Consider the following 22,984-nt stretch of genomic DNA (forward strand, 5'->3'; position numbering starts at 1 on the left):
GAGGCAAACTCTTTTGTCGTATCCGGGCGTCGCGCGGGCCCGGCGGCCTCAATCTTAGCGCGTGACGTCACGACGATGGAGAAGCATGCATTCTGCGAGTGCCCCGTTGTTCGGGTTCAGGTGCGATGACCCATCCATAGCAGCAAGAGCGACAACGTCACGACAGAACCTACGGTCGATAGAAGAATTGTGCGCGATGTGATCTGTGCTTCGCGCTCATAGAACTCGGCCAGCATGAACGGGCCGGTGCCGGTGGGCAGCGCCGCGAGCACGACCGCCATTTCGACCAGCGCGGGCGAGAGCCGGAAGACGCGCGCCGCGAGCCACCATGTCAGCGCCGGCTGCACGACCAGTTTGACGAGCGTCAGCAGCAACGCAATGCCCCGTGTACCCGATTCGGACGGACGCTTTTCGGCGAGAAACAAGCCGAGGCTGACCAATGCGCAAGGACTGGCCGCGCCGCTCAGCAACTTGAGGAACGTCTCCGCGCTCGGCGGCATGGCCACGTGCAGACCGGCAAACAGCGCGCCCGCGATCGGCGACACGATCAACGGGTTGCGCGCCAGCGAGCGCAGCACTTTCAAGCCGAGCCTGTGCGGCGTGCGTTCGGTCTGCAAGCCGATTTCGATCAACACGATGGCGCCTGCAAACAGCACACAGGCGACGAGGATCGTCGCGATCGTGGTGGGTGTCAGGCTCGCCTGGCCGAACGCAATCATGCCGAGCGGAAAGCCGATGTAGCCGGTGTTCGGATACGACGCGGCAATCGCGTCGACGCTTGCATCGGCGAGATGGCGGCCGCTCAGCAGCCGCATGACGAGAATCACAGCAAAGACGCCAGCGCATGCGATCGAAAACGTGACGACAAACGCCGGCTGGTACAGCTGCTCCCATGTGGCGCGCGCCATGGTGTCGAACAGCAGCGCGGGCAACGCGAGCCAGACCACGAAGCGATTGAGTTCCGACGCCGAGTTCGGCCCGAGGACGCCGCGCCGCCGACAGGCGAAGCCCGCGAATATGAGGCCGAAAACGGGGAGCAGGATCTCGAGGGTGGCTAACATCGGTGGGAAACGCGCGAGCGATACGGCGTGTAAGAAGGCAACCCGTCAGCGTAGTGACTTGCGTTGATACAATCAAATACCGTTTTTTACGCTCGACGATACCTTTTATGCATCGTTGCTTGACTCAGGTGGACACGTGATCGACATCAAGCCGCTGCGCTATTTCGTGACGCTTGCCGAGACGCGCCATTTCGGACGGGCGGCGGCGCGCCTGAACTTGTCGCAGCCTCCGTTGAGCCGCCAACTCGCGGCGCTAGAAGCGAGCCTCGGCGTGATGCTTGTCGAGCGCGGCCCGCGCAGCGTCACGCTGACCGCTGCAGGCGAACGCTTTTACGCGGATGCAAAGGCGATTCTCGCGTCGGTCGAACAGGCGGTGAGCAATGCGCAGGCAGCAGCGTCGGGCGACGCGGGCAAGCTCGCGATTGGCTTCACGATGTGCGCCGCCTATAACGTCGTGCCCGGCTATGCTCGGGCGTTCGGCGCGGCGTACCCCGAGGTCGCGCTGAATCTGCGCGAAGTGGTGTCGAACGACCTGGCCGCGCAGGTGGTGGCGGGGCACATCGACGCCGCCATCATGTTTCCTCACGTGCCCGATAAGGGACTCGCCACGCGCACCATCTTGCGCGAGCCGCTTTGCGTCGCGTTATCGCGAGGTCACCCGCGGGCTCGTGCCCGGCGGCTCAAGATCGCGCAACTTGCCGGTGAGCCGTTCGTGCTGGCGTCCGCGGAAGTGGCGCCCACGTTACGCACGACGATCCTTGACCATTGCCGCTCAGGCGGCTTCGAACCGGACATTCGCTTTGAAGTGCAGCTGCAACAGACAGTGTTGAGCCTCGTCGATGAAGGCGTGGGCGTTGCACTCGTGCCCGCTTCCATGCGCAAGGCCCAGCTTGCGGGCGTGGTGTTCAAGCCGCTGGTGGACGCGCCTTTGATCGAGCAGGTGCTGGCCTGGTCGCCGGCGAACCGGAATCCGTGTCTGACGCGGTTCCTGGAGTTGGCTTCAGTGCGTGCTTGAGTGCGTATAACGCAAGCGCGAACGCAAGTGCAAACGCGAGTGCAATTTTTTTCGGCGAGGAATCTGCGATCATCGAAAGCACGCGCCTTAGCTAACCTCGCCTTTCCGCTGATCTTTCAATGCCGACCCAGCCGCCTGTTCTCACCACCGCCCGCTTGATCCTCCGCGCTCACACCCGCGACGACTTCCTCGACAGCCACGCGATGTGGTCCGATCCCGAGGTGATCCGGTATATCGGCGGCAAGCCATTTACGCGTGAAGAAGTGTGGGCGCGTTTGCTGCGCTACGCCGGCCATTGGGCGATGCTCGGCTACGGATATTGGGTCGTGCGCGACAAAGCCAGCGGGCGTTTCATCGGCGAAGTGGGCTTGGCCGATTATCAGCGCGATATCGAGCCCTCGCTGGCGGGCATGCCGGAAATGGGCTGGGCTTTGAGCCCTGCGCTGCATGGCCACGGCTATGCGACGGAAGCCGTGCGTGCCGCGTTGAATTGGGCAGACGAAAGATGGCCACACGCAGAGACAGCTTGCATCATTGCGCCGGAGAATGAAGTTTCGCTGCGAGTCGCGCACAAGGTCGGCTATCGCGAGCACCTTCGCACCACATACAAGGGGCAGCCGACCATCATGCTTCGGCGCGCACCTCATGCGGCGAAATAAGCCAGCACAAAGCTGGCTTATTCACCCTTGGATAGGTTGTCACTGACCTTCGCGAGACGCTGCTTTTTGTCGCGCGATGAGATCCGCTAGCCGCTCGACTTGCCGGCCTTCGGCGTCGAAGTTCGAGTTGTCGAGCCAACGTGTATAGCTCGGACGCAGCGCAGGCCATTCGCTGTCGATAACTGAAAACCATGCGGTGTCGCGGCTGCGCTGACGATAAACAATCGCCTGGCGGAAGATGCCCTCGAAGGTAAAGCCATAGCGCAATGCCGCAGCACGCGACGGCTCGTTCAGCGAGTCGCATTTCCACTCGAAGCGCCGGTAGCCGAGCTCGTCGAAAACGTATTGCATGAGCAGAAACATGGCTTCGGTCGCCACGCGCGTTCGCTTAAGACGCGGCGAATAGGTGACATGCCCGACTTCAATTACGCCGTTAGCCGGGTCGATGCGCATCAGCGCCAGCGTGCCGACCGCCTTCCCGCTTGCGGCGTCGATTACTGCGAAGTGCAGCGGATCAGCCGACGCGGCGATGCGCGTCAGATGCTCACGATAGGCGTCGACGGTTTCGAACGGGCCTATCGCGAGATACGTCCAGTCACGGGCGTCAGGTGCCGAGCGGTAGGCGTCGAAGAGATCCGCCGCGTGAGCTTCGACGTTGACCGGTTCGATCCGGCAGTAGCGGCCGGCTAGCGGCGTCCGCGCGGGCGGCTTGGCGCCGTTCCAGTCGGGCAACGGGGCTCCGATCGGCTGTTCGAACGCGTTACGTCGGGGTTCCATGTCTGCACTCCTGGCGTCTGGGGTTATCGTTGATCACAAAGAACATCATGAACGATACGGCAATCGTGGTATGTTAAAAAGATCCACACGAACCGTATCTGATAGGTCCAGCCGTCCATGATCGAGATTATTGGCCCGCTTGCTCATACAGCCGCGAACCGCGGGCTCACGGCGGGCGCCGGTATCGGCGACGCGCAGAAGCCCGCGCCGCTGCAGAAGCAGTTGATCGAGCGTTTGCAGCAGGCGATTCTCGGCGGGCGCTTGCCGGCCGGGTCGTTGCTGCCGTCGTCGCGACTGCTTTCGGCGGAAATGGGTGTGTCGCGCAACACCGTGGTCATTGCCTATGAACACCTGGCGGCAGTCGGTTATGTGGTGGCGGACAAGAAGGGCACGCGCGTAAGCCCACTGTCGAGCCGCGCGGCGCGTGGCGAGCCGCCCGCTCGATCTGCCTCGCCGAAAGTGGCCTACGCGGCCCGCGTCGGCCAGTTCACGGCGACGCGCCCGCCTGTGGATGCTGCGTTGCCGCTCACGCCCGGCACACCGGCGCTGGACCGCTTCCCGTTGGCCGCATGGCGGCGCGCGCTAGAACGTTCGATGGAGCGCGCGTTGCCGCTCGCGCTCGGCTACGGGACGCCAGCGGGTGAGCCGGCGCTGCGCGACGCCATTGCCGCGCATCTGCGGATGGCGCGCGGGGTGCGCTGCGAAGGCTCGCAGGTGGTGATCACCGAAGGCGCGCAGGAGGCGCTGAACCTATGCGTGCGCCTCTTCACGAATCCCGGCGATGTCGCGTGGATCGAGGACCCCGGCTATCGCGGCGCGAAGGCGGCGTTCAACCAGGGCGATCTGACAACGGTGCCCATGCCCGTCGACACGGAAGGCATGTCCGTGCCATCCGGCGCCTGGCGCGCGCATCCGCCGAAACTGATCTATACGTCGCCCGCGCACCAGTATCCGACGGGCGCGGTGTTGTCGGTAGCGCGGCGGCTCGAATTGATCGCCGAGGCGCGCCGCTGCGGCGCATGGGTGATCGAGGACGATTACGACGGCGAGTTCCGCTACGCCGGGGAACCGATTGCGAGCATGCAGGGGCTCGTCGACGACGCGCCGGTTCTCTACGTCGGCTCGTTCAGCAAGACGATGTTCCCGGCGCTGCGGATCGGCTTCGTCGTGTTGCCGCAGGCGATTGCCGCGCACGTCGAGGGAGCCTTGTGCGAAATGCTGCGTGGCGGGCATCGGCTGGAACAGCTTGCGCTCGCACATTTCATGGAGAGCGGCGAATTCGGGCGGCATCTTGGCCGCATGCGACGGCTGTATCGTGAGCGGCAGCAGGCGCTGCGCGAAGCGCTTAGCGAACACTTCGCGTCGTCGGAGATACTGGGCGGCGATTGCGGCATGCATTTGACACTTCGCTTGCCGCCGGGCATCGACGATCAGGCGCTTATCCCACGCGCACTGGCGAAAGGGCTAAGTCCGCGTGCGCTGTCCGGATTCGCGCTCGAGCCGCACGCCGGAACGAACGGCCTTGTGATCGGCTATGGCAATACCTCTGCGGAGGAACTCGCACCGGCCGTGCGGACCCTGTCCGAGCTCGCTGCCGGCATGGAAAAATCGCGTCGGCGCCGGGCCTGAGTTTTAGCGTTTGTCCGCGCGGCCCATGTCGCGCTATCGTGTCGTTTATGCGTGGCGGTTGCGACCAGGCAATGTCGACGGATCGCCCGCATCATGTTCCGCGCGCCGTCTGGTGCGCGTCGCCGGATGGCTGCGCAGTCTGGGCATGAAGCATCCCTTTGGTGTGGTTTTCTATGACGATTTATCCGATTGGAGATGACATGAAGGAAATCGAACCGACCCCGTGGTTTGAACTGGCCGCTGACTTGCCCGCGCGCGACGGCTGGTACGAGGTGCAATTGGCGAGCGGGGACACGGCTTTCGCCAAATTCGGCAAGGGCGAGTGGACCGAGAAGCCGGACGATGAGTTCACGCACTGGCGCGGGCTTTCCGCCGATCCATCGCAGGCGGGTGAGGGCGGCGCTGAAGACGAGGCCAAAGCAGTGACCGACGGGGCCGAAGCCGCCGGTGATGCCGACGCCAAAGGCGCAGACGAACCCATCGACGCTGAGGCCACCGCGGCGAACGGCGTACGAGCCGCATGGAACGCGTTCTTCCCAGGGCTTGGCGAAGAGCAGCACAAACCGGTGGATGCCGTTCCCAACGGAAAAGCGCCGCATTGATGCATGCAAGGGCGGCGGCTCATGGGTTGCCGCCCTGACAGATCAGACCTTCGGGCAAAACAAAGTATGAAAGTTACGCGGGAACCGGTGGCATTGCCACGCGCCACGCAGTTACTCAATCATGGACCGGTCACCATCATCACGAGCGCGCACGAGGGCCGCTCGAACGTCATGGCAGCTTCATGGGCGATGCCGCTCGACTTCGATCCGCCGAAGGTAGTGGTCGTGGTGGACAGCCGCACGCTGACGCGGCAATTGATCGAAGCAAGCGGTGTGTTCGGACTGCAACTGCCGAGCCGCAAATTCGCCGCGCAGACGCTTGCCGTGGGCACCAACGCGGGGCTCGAACTCGACAAGTTTTCGGCCTTCGAACTCGAAACGTTCTCTGCGGAAAAAATCGACGTGCCGATGCTGGCCGGTTGCATCACGTGGATGGAATGCAAGGTGAAACCCGACGATAGCCAGCGGCACGATCTGATTATCGGCGAAGTGGTGGCCGCCTACGCCGACAGTCGCGTGTACTCGAACAACCGTTGGCATTTCGGCGAAGATCCCGATCTTCGCACCTGCCATTACGTCGCCGGCGGGACGTTTTTTGCCACAGGCGACGCCTTCGAAGTGTCACCTTCGGCAAATGCTCTGAGCGCGTCGCCGGCGAGCCGGTAACGAACCCATTCGCTTTGCGCGCTCGCGCCGATCGATTCATAGAAGCCGATTGCGGGCGCATTCCAGTCGAGCACGCTCCATTCGAAGCGGCCACAGCCTGTCTCGCATGCGATGCGCGCAAGGTGGCGCAGCATCTGTTTGCCGGCGCCGCTGCCGCGCGATTTCGGCGATACGTACAGGTCTTCCAGATACAGGCCTTTTTTGCCGAGCCACGTCGAGTAGGAGAAGAAATAGACGCAAAAGCCGATCGGCTCGCCGTTCATTTCGCAGATGAGCGCGGTGGCCGTGGCTGCGGGCGAGAAGAGACTTGTTTCGATGTCTTGCACGGTGGCGACGACTTCGTGCTCAGCCTTTTCGTAGACCGCGAGTTCTGTGATGAAGCTGAGGATGAGCGGGGCGTCGGCGGCGGTGGCGGGGCGGATTCGGATGGTCAAGGTGGGTTCTGTTGTTGCGTTGAATGATCGAGTGTCGGAGCCTGATGCGCATGCAGCACGTCGGGTAGGCTAGCGCTCCTTTAGTTTGAACAGCGAGCATAGCAGTGACTGCGCGGAGGTTCCATGCGACGGACTCGTAACGGTGCTTAGTAAAGATGAAAGATCTTCAACCTGTTGTCCCATCGCGAGTTCAGGTACTCAACTGCGAGGCGGCGGTGGCACCGGTGAGGTTTGTCCTCACTGCATAGCAAGCATCCGCGATGGAGGTGTCAGGAATTTTGTGTGCTGAGGTCGGTTAAAAAATCTCAGCTCATGGCGGCGGTGAATCGCTCGCCGAACAGAATGGCGAACTGATTGACAGCTTGCCGCCAGGTGATAGGCGGCATCTTCCAATCCTTTTCGATGTTGCGCAAGGCCAGATACAGCAGTTTGCTGGCGGCTTCGTCGCTGGGGAAGTGGCCGCGATTCTTGACGATTTTGCGCAACTGCATGTGCATGCTCTCGATGGCGTTGGTCGTATAAACGATTCGACGCACCTCGGGGGGATAGGCGAAGAAGGGAATCACCTGTTCCCATTGGCGTTGCCACATGGCCGCGACGGTAGGGAATTTGCGGCCCCATTCGCTTTGCGCAAAGGCGTCGAGCGCCACTGCCGCCGCCTCGGCCGAGGCGGCCTGATAGACCGGCTTGAGCGCAGCCGCCAACGGCTTGCGGTCCTTCCAGCTCGCCAGATTCAGCGAATTGCGGATCAGATGCACGATGCAGGTCTGAATCTGGGCGGCCGGATAGACCGCTTCGATCGCCTCCGGGAAGCCGCGCAAACCGTCAACCACCGCGATCAGGATGTCGTGCAGGCCACGGTTCTTCAGTTCGTTGAAGACCTTCAGCCAGAACTTGGCTCCCTCGGTTTGCTCGATCCACAAACCCAGCACTTCCTTGCGGCCGTCGGCGCGAATGCCCAGCGCGAGATACACCGCCTTGTTCCTGACCGTGCCTTCGTCGCGGATCTTCAGCCGAAGTGCGTCGAAATACACGATCGGATACATCGCCTCAAGCGGGCGTTGCTGCCACTGTTCGACCTCGGCCAGCACTTCATCGGTGACAGTCGAAATCAGATCGGGCGACACCTGCAGGCCATACAGTTCCAGCAAATGGCCCTGGATCTCGCGCACGCTCATGCCGCGCGCGTACATGCTGATGACGTGATCGTCGAAGCCCGGCAGCCGGCGTTGATACTTGCCGACCAGTTGCGGCTCGAACGTTGCCTGCCGATCACGCGGGATATCCAGATTCAGTTCGCCGTTGGGCGTGATGACCGTCTTATGGCTCGTGCCGTTGCGGTGGTTGCCGGCCTTGCCTTGCTCAACCTCGTTCTCCAGGTGATGCGTGAGCTCCGCCGCCAGCATGCGCTCAGCCAGTTGCTTCTTCAGTTGCCCGGCCAGGCCCGATTCGCCGAGAACCGACTCCGCATCCTTGTTTTGAATCTGCGCCAGCAGTTGATCGATCAGTTCATCGGGAAACAGCTTCGGCGCCTTCGGGTTCTTGATCTTCTTAGTCACAGTTGCTTCGGTCATAGGACGTTGTTTCCGTTATCGTCTCATGACCTCGGCACACTAAAATTCTGACAGGCTCTCCGCGATCGAACAGCGCGATATCCAGATTGCTTTCCACGCGCCGTTTGGCGATCAGCTCTGTGTATGCGTCAGCGTAACTGTCCCACGTCATCTCTCTGTCCTGATACCGCCTCAGCATGCCTTTCTCCGGAGCCAGGTCTCTCAGTTCCACAAATTCAGCGCCGAGCAGCTCAGACAGAAAAAATTTCAAATCCGCTTTCTTTGCGAAGCCGGCCAACTGAGATGTATTGTTCAGACGGACGTCAAGCAGTGTGTGCACACCAGCCCCGCGCAGCAAGCTGAAAAACTTCTCCGCGGTCTTGTTCGTGAACCCAATCGTTGAAACGTCGATGTTTGTCACTTGCCTGGCGTCCTCGCTGCGTCATTTTTGGTCAAGTCATTCTTGATTCTTGGAACCAACTTCGATCACCCCTTCAAAGGCAACCATATCTCAAACCCGCCCATCCCACTAACCGGATCAAACTTCTCGTCATAGCGCTCGAAGTTAGGCGCATCGGCGGGAAGGTGTCCCGACGCCGGCAGCCACTTGTTCCAGATCGTGTTCCAGGTGCGCCGCACCGTCGACACATGCTCGCGATGACTGAACACCGCATATCTGTTCGCCGCAATGCGCAAACGACTGAACTCGCCCGGCAATGAAGAGAAGTCGTTCACTTCCACGCCGCACAGGTAGTCGATGTTGCCGGCGTCGTCCGCGTTGTAGCACACGCCATACGCGACGTTGCCCACCTGGCCCGGCACTTTGCCGACGTATGCGTTGAAGCGCTGCCATTGCGATGGAATCGCGGCGGCGCTCTCGCACGTATAGCGCGCACTTAGACCCGCGACGAGAAACGGCCTGCCATCCTCAAAGCGCGGCGGCTCCAGATGCGTAAGAAGGGTTTCGTCCATTTTGATCGGCTCCACGACGACAAGATTGTCGAGATGACCACGCGCGCGCAACGCCTCGGGCGTAAGCCCAAATTGCTCGCGAAACGCGCGCGTGAATGCTTCGTGAGAGCCGTAACCAGCGTCGATGGCGACCGTCAGTATGTCCGGCGCACCATTCGCGAGTCGCCGCGCGGCCTCGCTCAGGCGACGGCCGCGCATGTAGCGCATGACCGGCGCGCCGGTCGCTGCTTCGAAAGCACGCGCAAGGTGAAAGCGCGACACGCATGCACAGTGGGCGATGTCATCGAGAGTGAGTTCGTCGGCAAAGTGGCTTTCGATAAACCACAGCGCTTTTCCAACCGGATTCATAGCAGCTCTCATGTCAGCATGAAACCAGCATAGCCAGCCGCAGACGCGGGCATTTGATCGCGCTTGCGGTCTTGCAACGATGCAAACGACTAATCGACGCAGGCTGCGTGACCGATGCCACGAGCGCGAGCAAAGCGACCAGCTCACGCCGGCTGACAGCGCCGCGCGTGCATGTCGATCAGACGTTCTCGGTCGCCGTCGTATTGCCCGTGGGACGAGTCCGCCCGGCGGCGGACGCGCCGTGTGCTTCCTCCGCATCTGTATGTGTAGCGGCGTCCGCACCGCCTGGCCGTCCCGCGCGCAACATCGCACCGCCGATCACGCCTGCCGCCGCCGCAAAAATCGCGCCGAAGGCAAACGCCACGTGATAGCCGCTGTTGAGCGCGGCGAGCGCGTTTTGCGTCGCCAGCAAGTCACCGCTGCGCGCGGCCGCGAGACTCGCGAGTACAGCGAGGCCCAGTGCGCCGCCCATCATGAACGACGTATTGACGATGCCTGACGCGAGTCCCGAATCGGCGGGATCGACGTCGCTCATTGCGGCGAGCAGCATCGGATTGAAGGCGATGCCCGCGCCGAAGCCGAGCAGCATCATGCCCGGCAGCACATCGAGCACGAAGCTGCCACCCAGAGGTGCGCGCGCGAACAGCGCGAGCCCGCACGCGGCAACAAGCAGGCCCACCGCGAGCGGAATACGCAAACCGAAGCGCATCACCACACGCGCCGACAGGCCCAGCGAGAAGAACGCCATGATGAGATTGGCGGGCAAAAATGCGAGCCCGACTTGCAGCGGTCGATAGCCAAGCACGCGCTGCAAGTAAAGCGCGGAAATGAAGAACCACGCAAACATCGCGGCTGCCCACAGTACGCCGACGACGTTCGCCGTCGCCACGTTACGCAGACGGAACAGGCCGAGCGGCATCAACGGATGTTGAACGCGTGATTCGATGATGAGAAACGCCGCAAGCAACGCGAGCGCAACGAGCAGCAAGCCAAGCGTTTGGCCCGAAGTCCAACCAGCTTCATTGCCATTGACCACTGCATACACGGCTAGCATCAGCGAAACGGTGACCGTGACCGCGCCGGCCACGTCGAGCCGTTCGCCGTGCGCATGACCCCGTGCGGAAGGCAGCAGCGCCACGCACAACGCATACACGGCAACGCCGATCGGCAGATTGACGAGAAAGATCCAATGCCAGCTCAGCAGATTGGTCAACAGACCGCCGAGCAACACGCCGATGCTGCCGCCGCCCGCGCAAACGAAGCCATAGACCCCCATCGCTTTCGCGCGTTCGCCGGGTTCGGTGAACAGATTCATGATGAGCGACAGCGACACCGCGGACACGATAGCGCCGCCCAACCCTTGGACCGCGCGCGCACACACGAGCAAAATCTGTGAGTTAGCGAGGCCGCACGCGAGCGATGCCACGGTGAACAGCGTGATGCCGCCGAGAAACAGTCTGCGATGACCGTACAGATCGCCGAGCCGTCCGCCCAACAGCAGACACCCGCCGAAGGTCAGCATGTACGCGTTCACGACCCACACGAGCGACGTTTCCGTGAAGCCAAGATCCGCAGCGATAGACGGCAACGCGACGTTCACGATTGTCGTATCCAGCACGATCATCAGCACACCGAGGCACAGCACGATCAGCGCGAGCCAGCGTTTGTTGCCGTGAATGGAATGGGTCATGCGAGAACTCCTGAGCCGCGGTCGATGGAGATTGCCGGCGGCTTCGAGCATAGGTGCGCCGTTTCAATGCGATGCCGGACGGGCCCACGGCCCGGCGCGATGTTGATCAATCCGATGTTGATCAAGCAATTGGCAAGTTGTCGAGGGCGAGGGGTTTTTCAGTTTAGCACTCGCGAGTTTTGCGTCACAACTACGAATTCCTGGGCGGGTGGATTTTCTTTGATGTCCAAGCTGCCTTGAGACGGACTCAGACGCAAGTCGCCGATTCTGCAATTTTCCTAACGCTGCCGGGAATCACGACAGGTACGCAGGCAACTTCTCACACAGAGAAGGGGCGAATGACGGGCTGGTTTCAATCGAGTGCAAGCTGACCGTAGTTTTAAGAGTTGTCGGATGTAAAGATATTCAAATCTCCTCAACAGTTGCTACGTCGACTCCGGTCATAACAATCCAAGCCTAGTGCCGGACTTGTCGGCTTCTGCTAAGCGGTCGGCGCTTTATAGTGCGCTGTTCGCGGCCGGAGGCGACGGCGGGGGGATGGTTAAATGTAGTGGGAGAGAAGCTCATGAAAGCGAGTGCTTCGCGCAGTATGATGCTCACATGTCAATGTGCAATGCGATAGCGCCGTACATGGGAGGAGCGCGAGCCATCGCTCTGTGCAAGCAAAAGGCATTTCAAATCTATCAAGAATGTAGAGGTCATTAATGGCTAACCATCCACCATATTCTGTAGTTCTGACCTACCTCGAAGACCGTCAAGAGTTCTCCTTACAGGCCATTGATCGAGCCAAACTAACGTCTGTCGTGGCAGGCTCACTCGAGATTCCTGTTCTGCTTGACGAGCACAAATTTAACCTTGACGATGCATTCGCGCGACGGCTCGGTGCGGCAATGCTGGCCCTGATCGCACTTGGTCAACCCGCTATCGAGCAATACATGAACATTACCAAAGATCCAATCGAATAGCCGCAAGTAGCCGCGAATAGGGTGACTTGAAACCACGCGGACTGGGAGGGGCCAAGAACAAATTGGCCCTCCCCCTATGTGCACGGCAATTTACAAGCCAATGCTCGATGTCATGCGCCTCGCGCTGTGGTGGGTGCGAGCACCCCAGAGATGCCAAACATGCCGAGGATCTTGATGGCGAAACATCAACCGTATGATGTAGTCTTAAGCTACCGAGCGATCTTAAACAGTTGATCGTACATACCGTAGAAGTTGCAAAGCTCGCTCCGCTGTTGGCTGAAAGAATGGAGCTGCCTGTTTGGGATGAAGGCGACTCAACGATTGACGACGAGTTCGCTCGACGGCTTGGAGTCGCCATGCTCAACCTCATCGCTTTGGGTCAACCGGGCATTAAGCAATACATGAGGGTTACGCAAGACCCGACCGGCAGCCCGCCAAGTCCTCCAGGCAACAATTCATAAGAAAGTGACTCGGAGCCGTAAGTAAAAAGGGCGGACAGGTCGTCTGCCCTTTTTGCTTCTCATCACGCTCGGCTAGCCGGTTATCGAACAATGCGTGAGTTTACGATTCCATAGACTGGTCATACCGACTGCCTCGATAAGACCCTTTCGACCATCAGCCTTATCCGCCGCGCGTAGAAGACATCGCCCAAACCCGGGTATAACGACTGGTCGGCGAATTCGTTCATAGTAGTCCCCACGACTCTGGCGACCTTCCGGCGATTTGCCGAGCGGATGCACCGCGCGTAACTCGGGCGGCGCGAGCATGGTTTTCGGATCGCGCTCGTAACGCTTCACCTCGTACGGCACGCCGAGTTCTTCGAGCAGCCACAAGACGCGTTGCGAGCGGGAGTTATTCAAATGATGGACGGTCAGCATGGGTCGATAGATGGTGGCCAATGGAACGTCACATCATAAGGATATTGCGCAGAGGCAGGCCTCTAGCAGCTTGCCAACCTGGTCATACTCGCGACTTGCTTCCCATTAATTCGTTCGACGGTAACGTTTCGTCCAGCAATTTGCGCGCGCTTTCAATGCCGGCCACGGGCAGTCCTTTCGGATCGAGCAAGCCCACCTGCACGAGCACGCTAGCCTGATCCCAATAGATGTGCTCGTTATAAAGCTTGTCGCCGCGGAAGCACACGACCGCGAGCATAGGCACCTCGAAATATTTTCCCGTTGGCGCCACGCCCGGCAACAGCCAGTCGATTTCGCAGTCATGCGTGCAGCTGAAAATGAATTCGTCGACGATACGATCTGCGCCGATGGTCCGCGAAATCGGAATCAGCTTTGTATCAGCCGGATTCGAGTTGACGAAGTGATGCGTATAGAACCGCTTGAGGTTGTCGTGGCCGACACCGCCTGTCATGGTCGGCACGTGATTGACGTAAGGCTGCGCGACCATTGTGGGCATGACCGCTTCCACGTCGCGCGTGGCGAACTCGTGATAGCAATGCGCCTCCCACAGCGCGTTCAGATCGTAGACCGGTCCCAGCACTTTGCGCAGTAGCGCAAGCGTTCGCGAATACGCCATCATTGCCGCGGGCTTGTCGTATTGCGGACGCGCGGGCGCCGCAAACGCATGATCGCAACCGGGGTACACATACTGCTCGATTTGCGGACGTGCGCGCAGTGCAGCGCTGATTCGTTCGCGGGTTTCCGGCGGGCAGAGCGCGTCGTTTTCGGGGAAATGAAACACCATAGGGCAGCGCACGGCGGGCACTTCGTCCAGATAGGCATCGAGACCCACGCCGTAGTAGCTCACTGCGCAATCGACGTCGGTGCGTGCCGCGCTCAGGAACGCGAGCTTGCCGCCCAGGCAGTACCCGACTGCGCCGACCTTGCCGGCCTGCTCGGGCATCGCGCGCAGTGCGGCAATGGTGGCCGCGATATCGTCCACCGCCAGATCGGTGTTGAACTGATTCAGGTAGGCGAGCGCCTGCTTCATATCCGCTTCGCCATAGCCCAGTTCGATGCCTGGCTTGATCCGCCAGAAAAGATCGGGCACCAGCACCACGTAGCCTTCCTCGGCGAAGCGGTCGGCCGTCGCCTTCATGGTGTCGTTGATGCCGAAGATTTCCTGCAACAGAACGAGCCCGGGGCCCGAGCCTTGCGCGGGACGAGCAACGTACGCGTTGAAACGGCCGCCGTCCTGGGCGACGACTTCAATGAAAGAGCCGGCCATGCGTTTGTCTCCTGAGGTTTGCGAGGAATAGCGAGGAAGAGGCTACGCCATCGTACGCAATTCGAAGCGCTTGAGCTTGCCTGTTTCGGTGCGCGGCAGTGAATCGACAAAAGCGACCACGCGTGGATACTTGTAAGGCGCCACAGTGTTCTTCACGAAGTCCTGCAGTTGCGCGACGAGATTGTCGTCGCGGATGTAACCGGGGTTCAGCACTATGAACGCCTTCACGATTTGCCCGCGCGTTTCATCCGGCACGCCTATTACGCCGCATTCGGCCACCGCTTCGTGTTGCAGCAAAACGCTTTCTACCTCAGGACCCGAAATGTTGTAGCCGGCTGAGACGATCATGTCGTCGGCGCGCGCCTGATAGAAGACATAGCCGTCCGCGTCGAGATATACCGAATCGCCCGGTAAATTCCAGCCGTCGCGCACGAAATTCATTTGCCGTTCGTCTGCGAGATAACGGCAACCTGTCGGCCCGCGCACCGCTAGCTTGCCTATCGTGCCGGGCGCAACGGGTTGCATTGCGTCGTCCACGGCTTGCACGATGTAGCCCGGCACCGCGCGTCCAATTGCATGCGGACGAATCTCGTCGCCCTGCGCCGAAACAAAAATGTGGATCAACTCGGTGCCGCCAATACCGTCGATCATGTCGATGCCAGTAGCGCCGCGCCACAGCCGCCGTGTCGAATCGGGCAACGCCTCACCGGCGGACACGGTTTTCTGCAAGCTCGACACATCGTGACTCGCGACGAGCGGTGCCATCTGCCGATAGAAGGTCGGCGCGGTGAACATGATGGTTGCGTGAAAGCGCTCGACGGTCTGCAATAACGTCTCGGGCGTGAGCTTCTCGATCAATACCGTCGACGCTCCCACGCGCAACGGAAAACACAGCAAACCGCCGAGCCCGAATGTGAAAGCGAGCGGCGGCGTGCCGCAAAATATATCGCTCGCCGAAGGCTTTAGCACATGACGCGGAAACAGATCGCACATGGCGAGCACGTCGCGATGAAAATGCATGCAGCCTTTCGGCGCGCCCGTCGTGCCGCTTGTGAAGGCGATCAGACACACGTCGACGGCTGCCGTATCGCATGCGGCGAAGTCAGCGGGTTTGTTGATCGCAAGCGTGTCGAGTGAATCCACGGCATCGTCATGAAACAGCAGCGTTTGCTTTAGCTCAGCACAATAAAATTCGTCCTGAGGATCGGTGCAACGCGCGAGTTCTTCGGTCAGGCGTGCATCGCAGAGCGCCGCGCTCACTTGCGCCTTCACTATGATCTGCTTCAACTCCTTCGCGCGCAGCAGCGGCATGGTCGGCACGGCAACCAGGCCCACCTTAAGCGCAGCGAGTGCAGCAACTGCCATTTGCAATGTATTAGGCCCCCGCAACAGAATGCGATTGCCCGGTTGCAAACCCATCTCATCGACGAGTACGTGCGCGCTGCGATTGACCATCGCAAGCAATTCTTTGTAGCTCGTAGCACGCGGCTCGTTGTCGACCAGTGACCAGATAGCCGTACGCTCGCCATGACCCGCTTCGATCGTCCTATCCAGAAGTTCCGTCGCGCAGTTGAAACGCGCCGGATAAGCGACATCCGGATTGTCCAGCAGAAATACAGGCCATTGATCCTGCGGCGGAAGATTGTCGCGCGCGAAAGTATCGACGTGTGCTGACGGTTTCATCGTGGTCTCCACGGTTTCAAGCCGGCTCTATGCGCTTCAGTTGACGAGGGCTGCGTGTCCTTACTGCGGAATGACGGCGGTTGCTTCGATTTCGACCTTGGCTTGGTCTTCGATCAGCGCAACCACTTGCACCGCGCTCATTGCGATGTCGTAGTCGCCGATCAACTCGCGAAACGCACGGCCTATTTCCTTTAACGAAGCGAGGTACTCGCGCTTATCCGTCACGTACCACGTCAGGCGCACAAGATGCTCGGGCCTGCCGCCCGCTTCGTGCAGTACGGCCAGTACATTCTTGAGTGCCTGAATAGCCTGGCCCGCGAAGTCCGAGGTTTGAAAGCGCGCTTCTTCATTCCAGCCGATCTGGCCTGCAATGAAAACTTGCGTGCCGACCGCCGCGACGCCATTCGCATAACCGCGCGGCTTGACCCATCCGGCGGGGAGAAGAGCTTTTTTCATGTGCGTTGCGCCTCGCTGAGTTCAGGCTGTGGGGCGAACTTCGCCAGTGAGCCGGCGATGTCGGTGGGAATGTCGATCGAGCGGCCGCTTTCCAGCGAGGTTGTGACGAGCACCTGCTTTGCTCTAAACCGCGCCTCGCCGTTGCAGTGACCGAGAATATCGATGGTGATAGAACGCCGGCCGATAGCGGCAACGGTTAGCGTCAGCGTGATTGTTTCGCCCATCTGACTCGGGCGCGAAAACTCGCATTCCAGTTTGACGATCGGCAGGCCGAGGCGGCGCTGGCCGATCATCTGCGCGTAGTCGACGTGCAAACCCTCGTTGAACCAGTCTTCCACAAGCGCATTGGTCATCACCAGATATTGCGGAAAGAACACGATGCCCGCAGGGTCGCAGTGCGAAAAGCGGATACGTACGGGCCGTTCGAAGTGCATGGTCATTTCGCGCGTTCTCCAGCGCTTGTCGCCGCATGCTCTTTCAACAGATCGCGGCCCACGATCAATTGCTGTACTTCCGTCGCACCTTCGTAAATGCGCAGTGCGCGAATCTCGCGGTACAGCACTTCGACCGCGACGCCGCTTTGCACACCCATGCCGCCGTACAGCTGAACGGCAGCGTCGATCACCTGCTGTGCACCTTCGCTCGCGTGCCACTTGGCCATGGCTGCTTCGCGAGTCACGTTTTCACCCTGGTCGCGCAACCATGCCGCGCGATACACGAGCAGCGCACTGCTATCTATGGTCAACGCCATTTGTGCAAGCTTTGCTTGCGTGAGTTGAAAATCGCTCAAGGTCTGGCCGAACATCTTGCGCGATGCGGCTCGCGTCAGTCCTTCAGCCATCGCATGTCGTGCGAAGCCGAGCGAGGCAGCCGCCACGGACGTGCGGAAAATGTCGAGCGTGCGCATTGCGAGCTTGAAGCCTTCGCCGGGTGCGCCGAGCATCTGGCTGCGCGGCACGCGCGCGCCTGCGAAATGCAGGCGCGCCAGCGGATGCGGTGCGATTACGTCGATGCGTTCAGCGATTTCCAGTCCCCGCGTATCCGCATCGACAATGAACGCGCTGATGCCGCGCGCGCCGGGCGCTTCTCCGGTGCGTGCAAAGACCACATAGAAATCGGCGATGCCACCGTTGGAGATCCACGTTTTGTCGCCATCGAGCACGTAGGCGTCACCATCTTCGCGTGCAACGAGCGCCATTGCCGCAACGTCTGATCCGGCTTCTGGCTCGGACAACGCGAACGCCGCAATGGCGGTGCCGTTCGCCACGCGCGGCAAGTAGCGCGTTTTCTGTTCATGCGTGCCGCCAAGCGAGATCGCGCCGGAGCCAAGCCCTTGCATCGCGAGAGCGAAGTCTGCGAGGCCCGAATACCTGGTTAGCGTTTCGCGCAGCAGACAGACGGCGCGTGTGTCGATCGTGTCACCGTGGCCGCCATAGGCTACGCCGCCCACGCCATATTTCAACCAGCCGGCAGCGCCGAGTTCGCGCACCAGCTGACGACAGGTCGAATCGACATCGCCGTGTTCGACATGCGACAAATTCGAGCGGCACCATGATTCGATACCGGCAGCCAGTTCGCGATGCCGTGGCTCGAAAAAAGGCCACGCGAGCGCACTGTGCAAATCAACGTCTCTTTCAGCGCTCACCTCAGTCTCCCTCGAACACGGGGCGCGACTTCGCGGCGAACGCCTGATAAGCGCGCCCGAAATCGCGAGTACTCATGCAAATAGCTTGAGCCTGTGCTTCGGATTCAATCGCTTCGTCGATGCTCATGCTCCATTCCTGGTGCAGCATCTTCTTCGTGATGCCGTGCGCGAATGTCGGACCGGCGACGAGATCGGCGGCGAGCTGTTGCGCGTCCTCGAGAAGTGCAGAAGGCTCGCACAGCCGGTTATAGAAGCCCCATGCGTAGCCTTCGTCGCCGCTGGCGGAGCGTCCCGTGAAGAGCAGTTCGGCAGCACGTCCTTGACCGATGATGCGCGGCAGGATCGAGCACGCGCCCATATCGCAACCCGCCAGGCCGACGCGCGAAAATAGAAACGCGAGCTTGCTGCGTGCAGTGCCGAGACGCATGTCCGAGGCCATCGCGAGAATCGCGCCTGCGCCGGCGCATACGCCGTCGACTGCTGCAATCACCGGCTGCGGACAATGGCGCATAGCCTTGACGAGGTCGCCCGTCATGCGTGTGAAGAGAAGCAGTTCAGGCATTGGCAAATCGATCAGCGGTGCGATGATGTCGTGCACGTCGCCGCCCGAGCAGAAGTTTTCGCCCGCGCCGTGGATCACAATGGCCTTCACATCGGTCGCATAGGTGAGCTGGCGGAACAGATCGCGCAGCTCGGCATACGATTCAAAAGTGAGCGGATTTTTGCGCTCCGGCCGGTTCACCGTAATGGTCGCGACTTTGTTCGCGACCGACCAGCCGAAGTGCTGCGCTTCGTAACCTGCGAGTGTCAGGCGATTACCGGCCAACAGCGCGTCGGCGTTTGAATGTGGCATGTTCGTGTCTCCTGTCGCCGGGCGTTAGTCTTTCAGACTGTCCAGCAGATGTTTTTTCAATTTGCCGAGCCGCTGGTGCGTGCGCGACTTTTCCTCGAGACTGAGTCCGCCAAACAGTTCAACGACCCACTGCTCATGCGCGACCGCCATTCTGTCGAACGCTTTGCGGCCTGCGGGAGTAAGGCACACGCTGATTGAGCGGCGGTCGTTAGGGTCGGTATCGCGAGAGACCAAACCTTCTTTCTCCAGCTGATCAGTAATGCCGGTCACGTTGCCGCCCGTCACCATCAGGCGTCGGGACAGTTCCGTCATCTTGAGTCCTTCCGGATGACGTTCGAGTTGGGCCATCAGGTCGAAACGCGGCAATGTAGTGTCGAATTCGTTACGCAGACGTTTGCGCAATTCGGCTTGCACGAGGTTCGTCGTGGTCAACATGCGCAGCCACAGGCGCAAACCCATGTGGCTGTCCGCGCCAGTGCTCATTTCCAGATCCACGACGTTCTCCGCAGGCTTCGCAACGCCTTTGCGGTGCGCTTTCGTTTCTGCTGCCTTTGCATCGCTTGCTGCAATCTTCTTGACGTTGGCTGACCTGGTCACATTACTTCTCCACCGGAGATGGAAACGGATTGCCCCGTGATTGCATCGGAACCCGGCTGACACAGCCACAGCACGGCATTCGCGACCTGCTCTGGACTCACAAAGCGACGTTGCGGATTCGAGCGAAGCAGGCTTTCGCGAGCCTGCTCCTCCGTGCGCGACGTCTTGGTGGTGATCTGCTCGAGCGACGCGTGCAGCAATTCGGTCTCGGTATAGCCGGGGCAAACGGCGTTGACCGTCACGCCTTTCGTGGCAACTTCAAGCGCAAGAGAGCGCGTGAGACCGATCACGCCGTGCTTCGCCGCGCAATATGCGGCGACATACGCGTAGCCAATTTGTCCCGCCGTACTCGCCACGTTGACGATGCGCCCGTGTCTGCGTTCGAGCATGCCTGGCAGCACGGCGCGCGTGCCGAGAAAAACGCCGGTGAGGTTCACGTCTAGCATGCGCTGCCATAGCGTCATGTCGGTATGCGTGAACGGCGCGGCCTGTGCCTGCCCTGCGTTGTTGATCAGTATGTCGACGGCGCCAGCTTCGTTGAATGCTTGTGCAACGGACTCTTCTTGCGTGACATCGACGGTAATGCATGCAACGTCGCCCCATGCGCGGCATTTTTCGCGCTGAGCCTCTAGCCGCTCCGGATTGCGGCCCATCAGCGTAACGCGCGCGCCGGCGTGCAGCAGCGCTTCCGCAATGGCCGCGCCGATGCCGCTCCCGCCGCCAGTGACAACGGCATGTTGTCCCGCAAGGGGATATCGAATCGAGTTCACGTGGTTCCTTCCGCGCGCTGCGCGCGCTCTTGCGCCGAGAGGCCGGCATTTGCCGCAACCTGTGCGCGTTCACGTTCCAGATTGCGTTCGAGTTGCGACTTTGCGGCGGTGTACTGATTCGGCCATGTCACGTCGAAGTAGCCGATCTTCGCGGCCTCGTTCAATGTCCACGATGGATTCGCGAGATGCGGACGCGCGATTGCGCACAGATCGGCGCGACCGGCCGCGATAATGCTGTTCACGTGATCCGCCTCCGAAATCGCCCCCACCGCGATAGTTGCGATGCCGGCTTCGTTTCGCACGCGATCGGCGAACGGCGTCTGGAACATGCGGCCGTATACGGGCTTCTCGTCCTTGCTGACCTGGCCCGAGGATACGTCGATCATGTCTGCGCCCGCCGCCTTGAACGCGCGCGCGATCTGCACGGCGTCGTCGGGCGTGGTGCCGCCTTGGACCCAATCGTTCGCTGAAATGCGCACGGAAATCGGCTTGTCCTGCGGCCACACTGCACGAATCGCCTTGAAGACCTGTAGCGGATAACGCAGACGGTTCTCCAGCGAGCCGCCGTATTCATCGGTGCGATGGTTGGTTAGCGGCGAGAGGAAGCTCGATAAGAAATAGCCATGTGCGCAGTGCAGTTCGAGCCAGTCGAAACCTGCTTCAGCCGACATTTGCGTCGCGCGCACGAACTGCGCTTCTATCTCGCGGAGCTCCTCGTGTGTCGCTTCGCGCGAATGCTGGCTGATGCCCGGCAAATACTGCTGCGGTGATGCCGAGATGAGCGGCCAGTTGCCTTCGGTGAGCGGCTGATCGATGCCTTCCCAAGCCACGCGCGTCGATCCTTTTGCGCCGGAATGTCCGAGCTGAATGCCAATCCTGGCGTTGGACTGGACGTGCACGAGATCGACGATACGTTTCCATGCAGCGAGGTGCTCCGGCGCGTACATACCGGGGCATCCCGGCGTGATGCGCGCTTCGGGCGACACGCATGTCATCTCGGTCATAACGAGCGCCGCACCGCCCATTGCGCGCGCGCCGAGATGCATCAGATGATAATCGCCGGCGACTCCGTCGACGGCTGAATACTGCGCCATCGGCGAAACGACAACTCGGTTTTTCAACGTGACGCCGCGCAACGTGAATGGGGTGAACATTGGCGGAATAGAATGTTTTTGCGGCGCGCGTTCTACGCCTGAACGCCGCGCGAGCCAATCTTCGAAGCTGGACACGTAGCGCGCGTCGCGCTCGCGCAGATTTTCGTGCGAGATGCGCTGCGAGCGCGTGAGCAGCGAATAAGCGAACTGGTCCGGCTCGAACGATGTGTACCGGTCCACGTGTTCGAACCATTCGGTCGAATTGCGGGCGGCGTTCTGAATGCGCAATACGTCGACGCTGCGCACGTCCGTGTAATGCTTTAACGCAGCATGCAAATCGCCAGGATGCGCGCCGATGCTGTTGGCGAGTTCAATCGAATCTTCGAGCGCGAGCTTGGTGCCCGAGCCAATTGAAAAATGCGCGGTGTGCGCGGCGTCGCCCATCAGCACGACGGGTGTTTGCGTGCCGTCCGCATTGCTCCGCCAATGCACCCATTCCTGGTTGACGACACGCGGAAAACGGATCCATTGCGACGAGCCGCGCAAATGCGCGGCGTTCGACAATAGCGCGTTGCCGTCCAGATACTTCGCGAAGAGCTTTTCGCAGAATGCAATGCTCTCTTCCTTGCTCATTTCGTCGAGTCCGGCGGCGCGCCACACACGCTCCGGTGTCTCGACAATGAACGTGGACGTTTGATCGTCAAAACGGTAGGCGTGGGCCTGGAACCAGCCGAACTCCGTTTGTTCGAACGCGAACGTGAAAGCGTCGAACAGCTTCCGGGTGCCGAGCCAGACGAAGCGGCAATCGCGCATGTCCACGTTGGGCTTATAGGTCGGCGCGTACTTTTGACGAATCGCGCTGTTCGCTCCGTCGCACGCGACGATGAGATCGGCCCGGTATTCGGTGTCGTCGGTGACCTGCGTTTCGAACACGAGCTTTACGCCCAGTTCCTCGCAACGGGCCTGCAAGATATTCAGCAGACGCTTGCGACCTATGCCGCAAAACCCGTGGCCGGACGAGCGCACCTGACGTCCGCGGAAATTGATTTCGATGTCGTCCCAATGATTGAACGCGTCGAGTATTGCGTTTGCGCTTGGGGCATCGGCGGCGCGCAAGTTGCCCAGCGTCTGATCCGAGAACACTACGCCCCAGCCGAAAGTATCGTACGGGCGGTTGCGCTCCACGACGATGACCTCGTGCGCCGGGTCGCGGCTTTTCATCAACAGGCCGAAGTACAGCCCGGCCGGGCCGCCGCCGATACAGACAATGCGCATGCTGCTCCCCACTGTGAACTTGCTCGTGGAGTTAATTTAGGCCTAGATAGTTTAGG

23 protein-coding genes and 1 pseudogene are annotated in these 22,984 nt (G+C 60.7%); 6 read left to right on the forward strand and 18 right to left on the reverse strand.

All coding sequences use genetic code 11. The features are described 5' to 3' along the window. Positions 1–116 precede the first annotated feature (116 nt). Complete coding sequence (locus OH764_RS17560) at positions 117–1,061, reverse strand: AEC family transporter (RefSeq protein ID WP_498850102.1); 945 nt, start codon at positions 1,059–1,061, stop codon at positions 117–119. A gap of 136 nt (positions 1,062–1,197) precedes the next feature. Between OH764_RS17560 and OH764_RS17565 the strand changes: the two genes are divergently transcribed. Then, a complete protein-coding gene (locus OH764_RS17565; protein ID WP_498850103.1) occupies positions 1,198–2,076 on the forward strand; it encodes a LysR family transcriptional regulator in 879 nt (292 codons plus the stop codon). 119 nt (positions 2,077–2,195) lie between these two features. Then, entirely contained in the window at positions 2,196–2,735 is a 540-nt protein-coding gene (locus OH764_RS17570) for a GNAT family N-acetyltransferase (RefSeq protein ID WP_498850104.1), read from the forward strand. A gap of 39 nt (positions 2,736–2,774) precedes the next feature. Here the strand turns inward: OH764_RS17570 and OH764_RS17575 are convergent, their stop codons facing one another. Further along, complete coding sequence (locus tag OH764_RS17575) at positions 2,775–3,512, reverse strand: GNAT family N-acetyltransferase (RefSeq protein WP_498850105.1); 738 nt, start codon at positions 3,510–3,512, stop codon at positions 2,775–2,777. A 117-nt stretch (positions 3,513–3,629) separates the two neighbouring features. On the opposite strand from OH764_RS17575, the gene pdxR reads away from it, so the two are divergent. The 3 genes from pdxR (at position 3,630) to OH764_RS17590 (ending at position 6,409) form a co-directional block, all read left to right on the forward strand. Continuing rightward, the gene (gene pdxR, locus OH764_RS17580) at positions 3,630–5,141 is read left to right on the forward strand and encodes an aminotransferase-like domain-containing protein (protein ID WP_498850106.1); all 1,512 of its coding nucleotides are present in this window, start codon (positions 3,630–3,632) and stop codon (positions 5,139–5,141) included. A 200-nt stretch (positions 5,142–5,341) separates the two neighbouring features. After that, positions 5,342–5,743, forward strand: coding sequence for a hypothetical protein (locus tag OH764_RS17585; protein ID WP_481366277.1), 402 nt, complete (start codon positions 5,342–5,344; stop codon positions 5,741–5,743). 66 nt (positions 5,744–5,809) lie between these two features. Continuing rightward, complete coding sequence (locus OH764_RS17590) at positions 5,810–6,409, forward strand: flavin reductase family protein (protein ID WP_498850107.1); 600 nt, start codon at positions 5,810–5,812, stop codon at positions 6,407–6,409. Here the strand turns inward: OH764_RS17590 and OH764_RS17595 are convergent. The 6 genes from OH764_RS17595 to OH764_RS17620 form a co-directional block, all read right to left on the reverse strand. Next, entirely contained in the window at positions 6,316–6,843 is a 528-nt protein-coding gene (locus OH764_RS17595) for a GNAT family N-acetyltransferase (RefSeq protein ID WP_498850108.1), read from the reverse strand. The genes OH764_RS17590 and OH764_RS17595 overlap by 94 nt on opposite strands. Before the next feature lie 146 nt (positions 6,844–6,989). Next, complete coding sequence (locus OH764_RS17600) at positions 6,990–7,094, reverse strand: hypothetical protein (RefSeq protein ID WP_498850109.1); 105 nt, start codon at positions 7,092–7,094, stop codon at positions 6,990–6,992. Positions 7,095–7,148: 54 nt separating this feature from the next. Then, a complete protein-coding gene (locus OH764_RS17605; protein ID WP_408968216.1) occupies positions 7,149–8,417 on the reverse strand; it encodes an IS256 family transposase in 1,269 nt (422 codons plus the stop codon). Beyond that, complete coding sequence (locus tag OH764_RS17610; protein ID WP_498850110.1) at positions 8,395–8,817, reverse strand: DUF488 family protein; 423 nt, start codon at positions 8,815–8,817, stop codon at positions 8,395–8,397. Before OH764_RS17610 ends, OH764_RS17605 begins: the two co-directional genes overlap by 23 nt. Positions 8,818–8,882: 65 nt before the next feature. After that, positions 8,883–9,716, reverse strand: a complete 834-nt coding sequence (locus tag OH764_RS17615) for an AraC family transcriptional regulator (protein WP_498850111.1) — start codon at positions 9,714–9,716, stop codon at positions 8,883–8,885. 178 nt (positions 9,717–9,894) lie between these two features. Continuing rightward, complete coding sequence (locus OH764_RS17620; protein WP_498850112.1) at positions 9,895–11,406, reverse strand: efflux MFS transporter permease; 1,512 nt, start codon at positions 11,404–11,406, stop codon at positions 9,895–9,897. A gap of 704 nt (positions 11,407–12,110) precedes the next feature. Here OH764_RS17620 and OH764_RS17625 point away from each other — a divergent pair. Further along, positions 12,111–12,371 carry a hypothetical protein gene (locus OH764_RS17625; protein WP_027778228.1) on the forward strand — a complete coding sequence of 87 codons (261 nt, stop codon included), beginning with the start codon at positions 12,111–12,113 and terminating at the stop codon, positions 12,369–12,371. A gap of 716 nt (positions 12,372–13,087) precedes the next feature. On the opposite strand, the pseudogene OH764_RS17630 reads toward OH764_RS17625, so the two are convergent. From OH764_RS17630 to OH764_RS17675, 10 genes and pseudogenes are all read right to left on the reverse strand, one after another. After that, positions 13,088–13,249, reverse strand: a pseudogene (locus tag OH764_RS17630) (glutathione S-transferase N-terminal domain-containing protein); the annotation flags it as partial. Between the two features lie 82 nt (positions 13,250–13,331). Next, positions 13,332–14,555, reverse strand: a complete 1,224-nt coding sequence (locus OH764_RS17635) for a dienelactone hydrolase family protein (RefSeq protein WP_498850113.1) — start codon at positions 14,553–14,555, stop codon at positions 13,332–13,334. A 42-nt stretch (positions 14,556–14,597) separates the two neighbouring features. Beyond that, positions 14,598–16,238: an acyl-CoA synthetase family protein gene (locus OH764_RS17640; RefSeq protein ID WP_498850114.1), complete on the reverse strand. Its 1,641-nt coding sequence runs from the start codon at positions 16,236–16,238 to the stop codon at positions 14,598–14,600. Between the two features lie 60 nt (positions 16,239–16,298). Then, positions 16,299–16,694, reverse strand: coding sequence for a RidA family protein (locus tag OH764_RS17645; protein WP_498850115.1), 396 nt, complete (start codon positions 16,692–16,694; stop codon positions 16,299–16,301). Further along, entirely contained in the window at positions 16,691–17,134 is a 444-nt protein-coding gene (locus tag OH764_RS17650) for an acyl-CoA thioesterase (protein ID WP_498850116.1), read from the reverse strand. Before OH764_RS17650 ends, OH764_RS17645 begins: the two co-directional genes overlap by 4 nt. Beyond that, positions 17,131–18,339 (reverse strand): acyl-CoA dehydrogenase family protein, encoded by a 1,209-nt coding sequence (locus OH764_RS17655; protein ID WP_498850117.1) that lies wholly within the window; start codon positions 18,337–18,339, stop codon positions 17,131–17,133. Before OH764_RS17655 ends, OH764_RS17650 begins: the two co-directional genes overlap by 4 nt. Position 18,340: 1 nt before the next feature. Beyond that, entirely contained in the window at positions 18,341–19,192 is an 852-nt protein-coding gene (locus OH764_RS17660; protein WP_498850118.1) for an enoyl-CoA hydratase family protein, read from the reverse strand. Positions 19,193–19,216: 24 nt separating this feature from the next. Then, a complete protein-coding gene (locus tag OH764_RS17665) occupies positions 19,217–19,789 on the reverse strand; it encodes a MarR family winged helix-turn-helix transcriptional regulator (protein WP_498850119.1) in 573 nt (190 codons plus the stop codon). Next, positions 19,786–20,559 carry an SDR family NAD(P)-dependent oxidoreductase gene (locus tag OH764_RS17670; protein ID WP_498850120.1) on the reverse strand — a complete coding sequence of 258 codons (774 nt, stop codon included), beginning with the start codon at positions 20,557–20,559 and terminating at the stop codon, positions 19,786–19,788. Before OH764_RS17670 ends, OH764_RS17665 begins: the two co-directional genes overlap by 4 nt. Further along, positions 20,556–22,928, reverse strand: a complete 2,373-nt coding sequence (locus tag OH764_RS17675; protein WP_498850121.1) for an oxidoreductase — start codon at positions 22,926–22,928, stop codon at positions 20,556–20,558. The genes OH764_RS17670 and OH764_RS17675 overlap by 4 nt, the downstream gene beginning before the upstream one ends. Between the last annotated feature and the right edge of the window lie 56 nt (positions 22,929–22,984).

This window comes from Burkholderia sp. M6-3 (assembly GCF_050858985.1).
In the GTDB taxonomy this organism is placed as follows: Bacteria; Pseudomonadota; Gammaproteobacteria; order Burkholderiales; family Burkholderiaceae; genus Paraburkholderia; species Paraburkholderia caledonica.

Coding starts and splice junctions, on each gene's coding strand:
- OH764_RS17650 (WP_498850116.1), bottom strand. CDS start 17,134: ATGACCATGCACTTCGAACGGCCCGTACGTATCCGCTTTTCGCACTGC.
- OH764_RS17575 (WP_498850105.1), bottom strand. CDS start 3,512: ATGGAACCCCGACGTAACGCGTTCGAACAGCCGATCGGAGCCCCGTTG.
- OH764_RS17615 (WP_498850111.1), bottom strand. CDS start 9,716: ATGAATCCGGTTGGAAAAGCGCTGTGGTTTATCGAAAGCCACTTTGCC.
- OH764_RS17560 (WP_498850102.1), bottom strand. CDS start 1,061: ATGTTAGCCACCCTCGAGATCCTGCTCCCCGTTTTCGGCCTCATATTC.
- OH764_RS17590 (WP_498850107.1), top strand. CDS start 5,810: ATGAAAGTTACGCGGGAACCGGTGGCATTGCCACGCGCCACGCAGTTA.
- OH764_RS17660 (WP_498850118.1), bottom strand. CDS start 19,192: ATGCCACATTCAAACGCCGACGCGCTGTTGGCCGGTAATCGCCTGACA.
- OH764_RS17640 (WP_498850114.1), bottom strand. CDS start 16,238: ATGAAACCGTCAGCACACGTCGATACTTTCGCGCGCGACAATCTTCCG.
- pdxR (WP_498850106.1), top strand. CDS start 3,630: ATGATCGAGATTATTGGCCCGCTTGCTCATACAGCCGCGAACCGCGGG.
- OH764_RS17645 (WP_498850115.1), bottom strand. CDS start 16,694: ATGAAAAAAGCTCTTCTCCCCGCCGGATGGGTCAAGCCGCGCGGTTAT.
- OH764_RS17620 (WP_498850112.1), bottom strand. CDS start 11,406: ATGACCCATTCCATTCACGGCAACAAACGCTGGCTCGCGCTGATCGTG.
- OH764_RS17635 (WP_498850113.1), bottom strand. CDS start 14,555: ATGGCCGGCTCTTTCATTGAAGTCGTCGCCCAGGACGGCGGCCGTTTC.
- OH764_RS17585 (WP_481366277.1), top strand. CDS start 5,342: ATGAAGGAAATCGAACCGACCCCGTGGTTTGAACTGGCCGCTGACTTG.
- OH764_RS17605 (WP_408968216.1), bottom strand. CDS start 8,417: ATGACCGAAGCAACTGTGACTAAGAAGATCAAGAACCCGAAGGCGCCG.
- OH764_RS17570 (WP_498850104.1), top strand. CDS start 2,196: ATGCCGACCCAGCCGCCTGTTCTCACCACCGCCCGCTTGATCCTCCGC.
- OH764_RS17675 (WP_498850121.1), bottom strand. CDS start 22,928: ATGCGCATTGTCTGTATCGGCGGCGGCCCGGCCGGGCTGTACTTCGGC.
- OH764_RS17625 (WP_027778228.1), top strand. CDS start 12,111: ATGGCTAACCATCCACCATATTCTGTAGTTCTGACCTACCTCGAAGAC.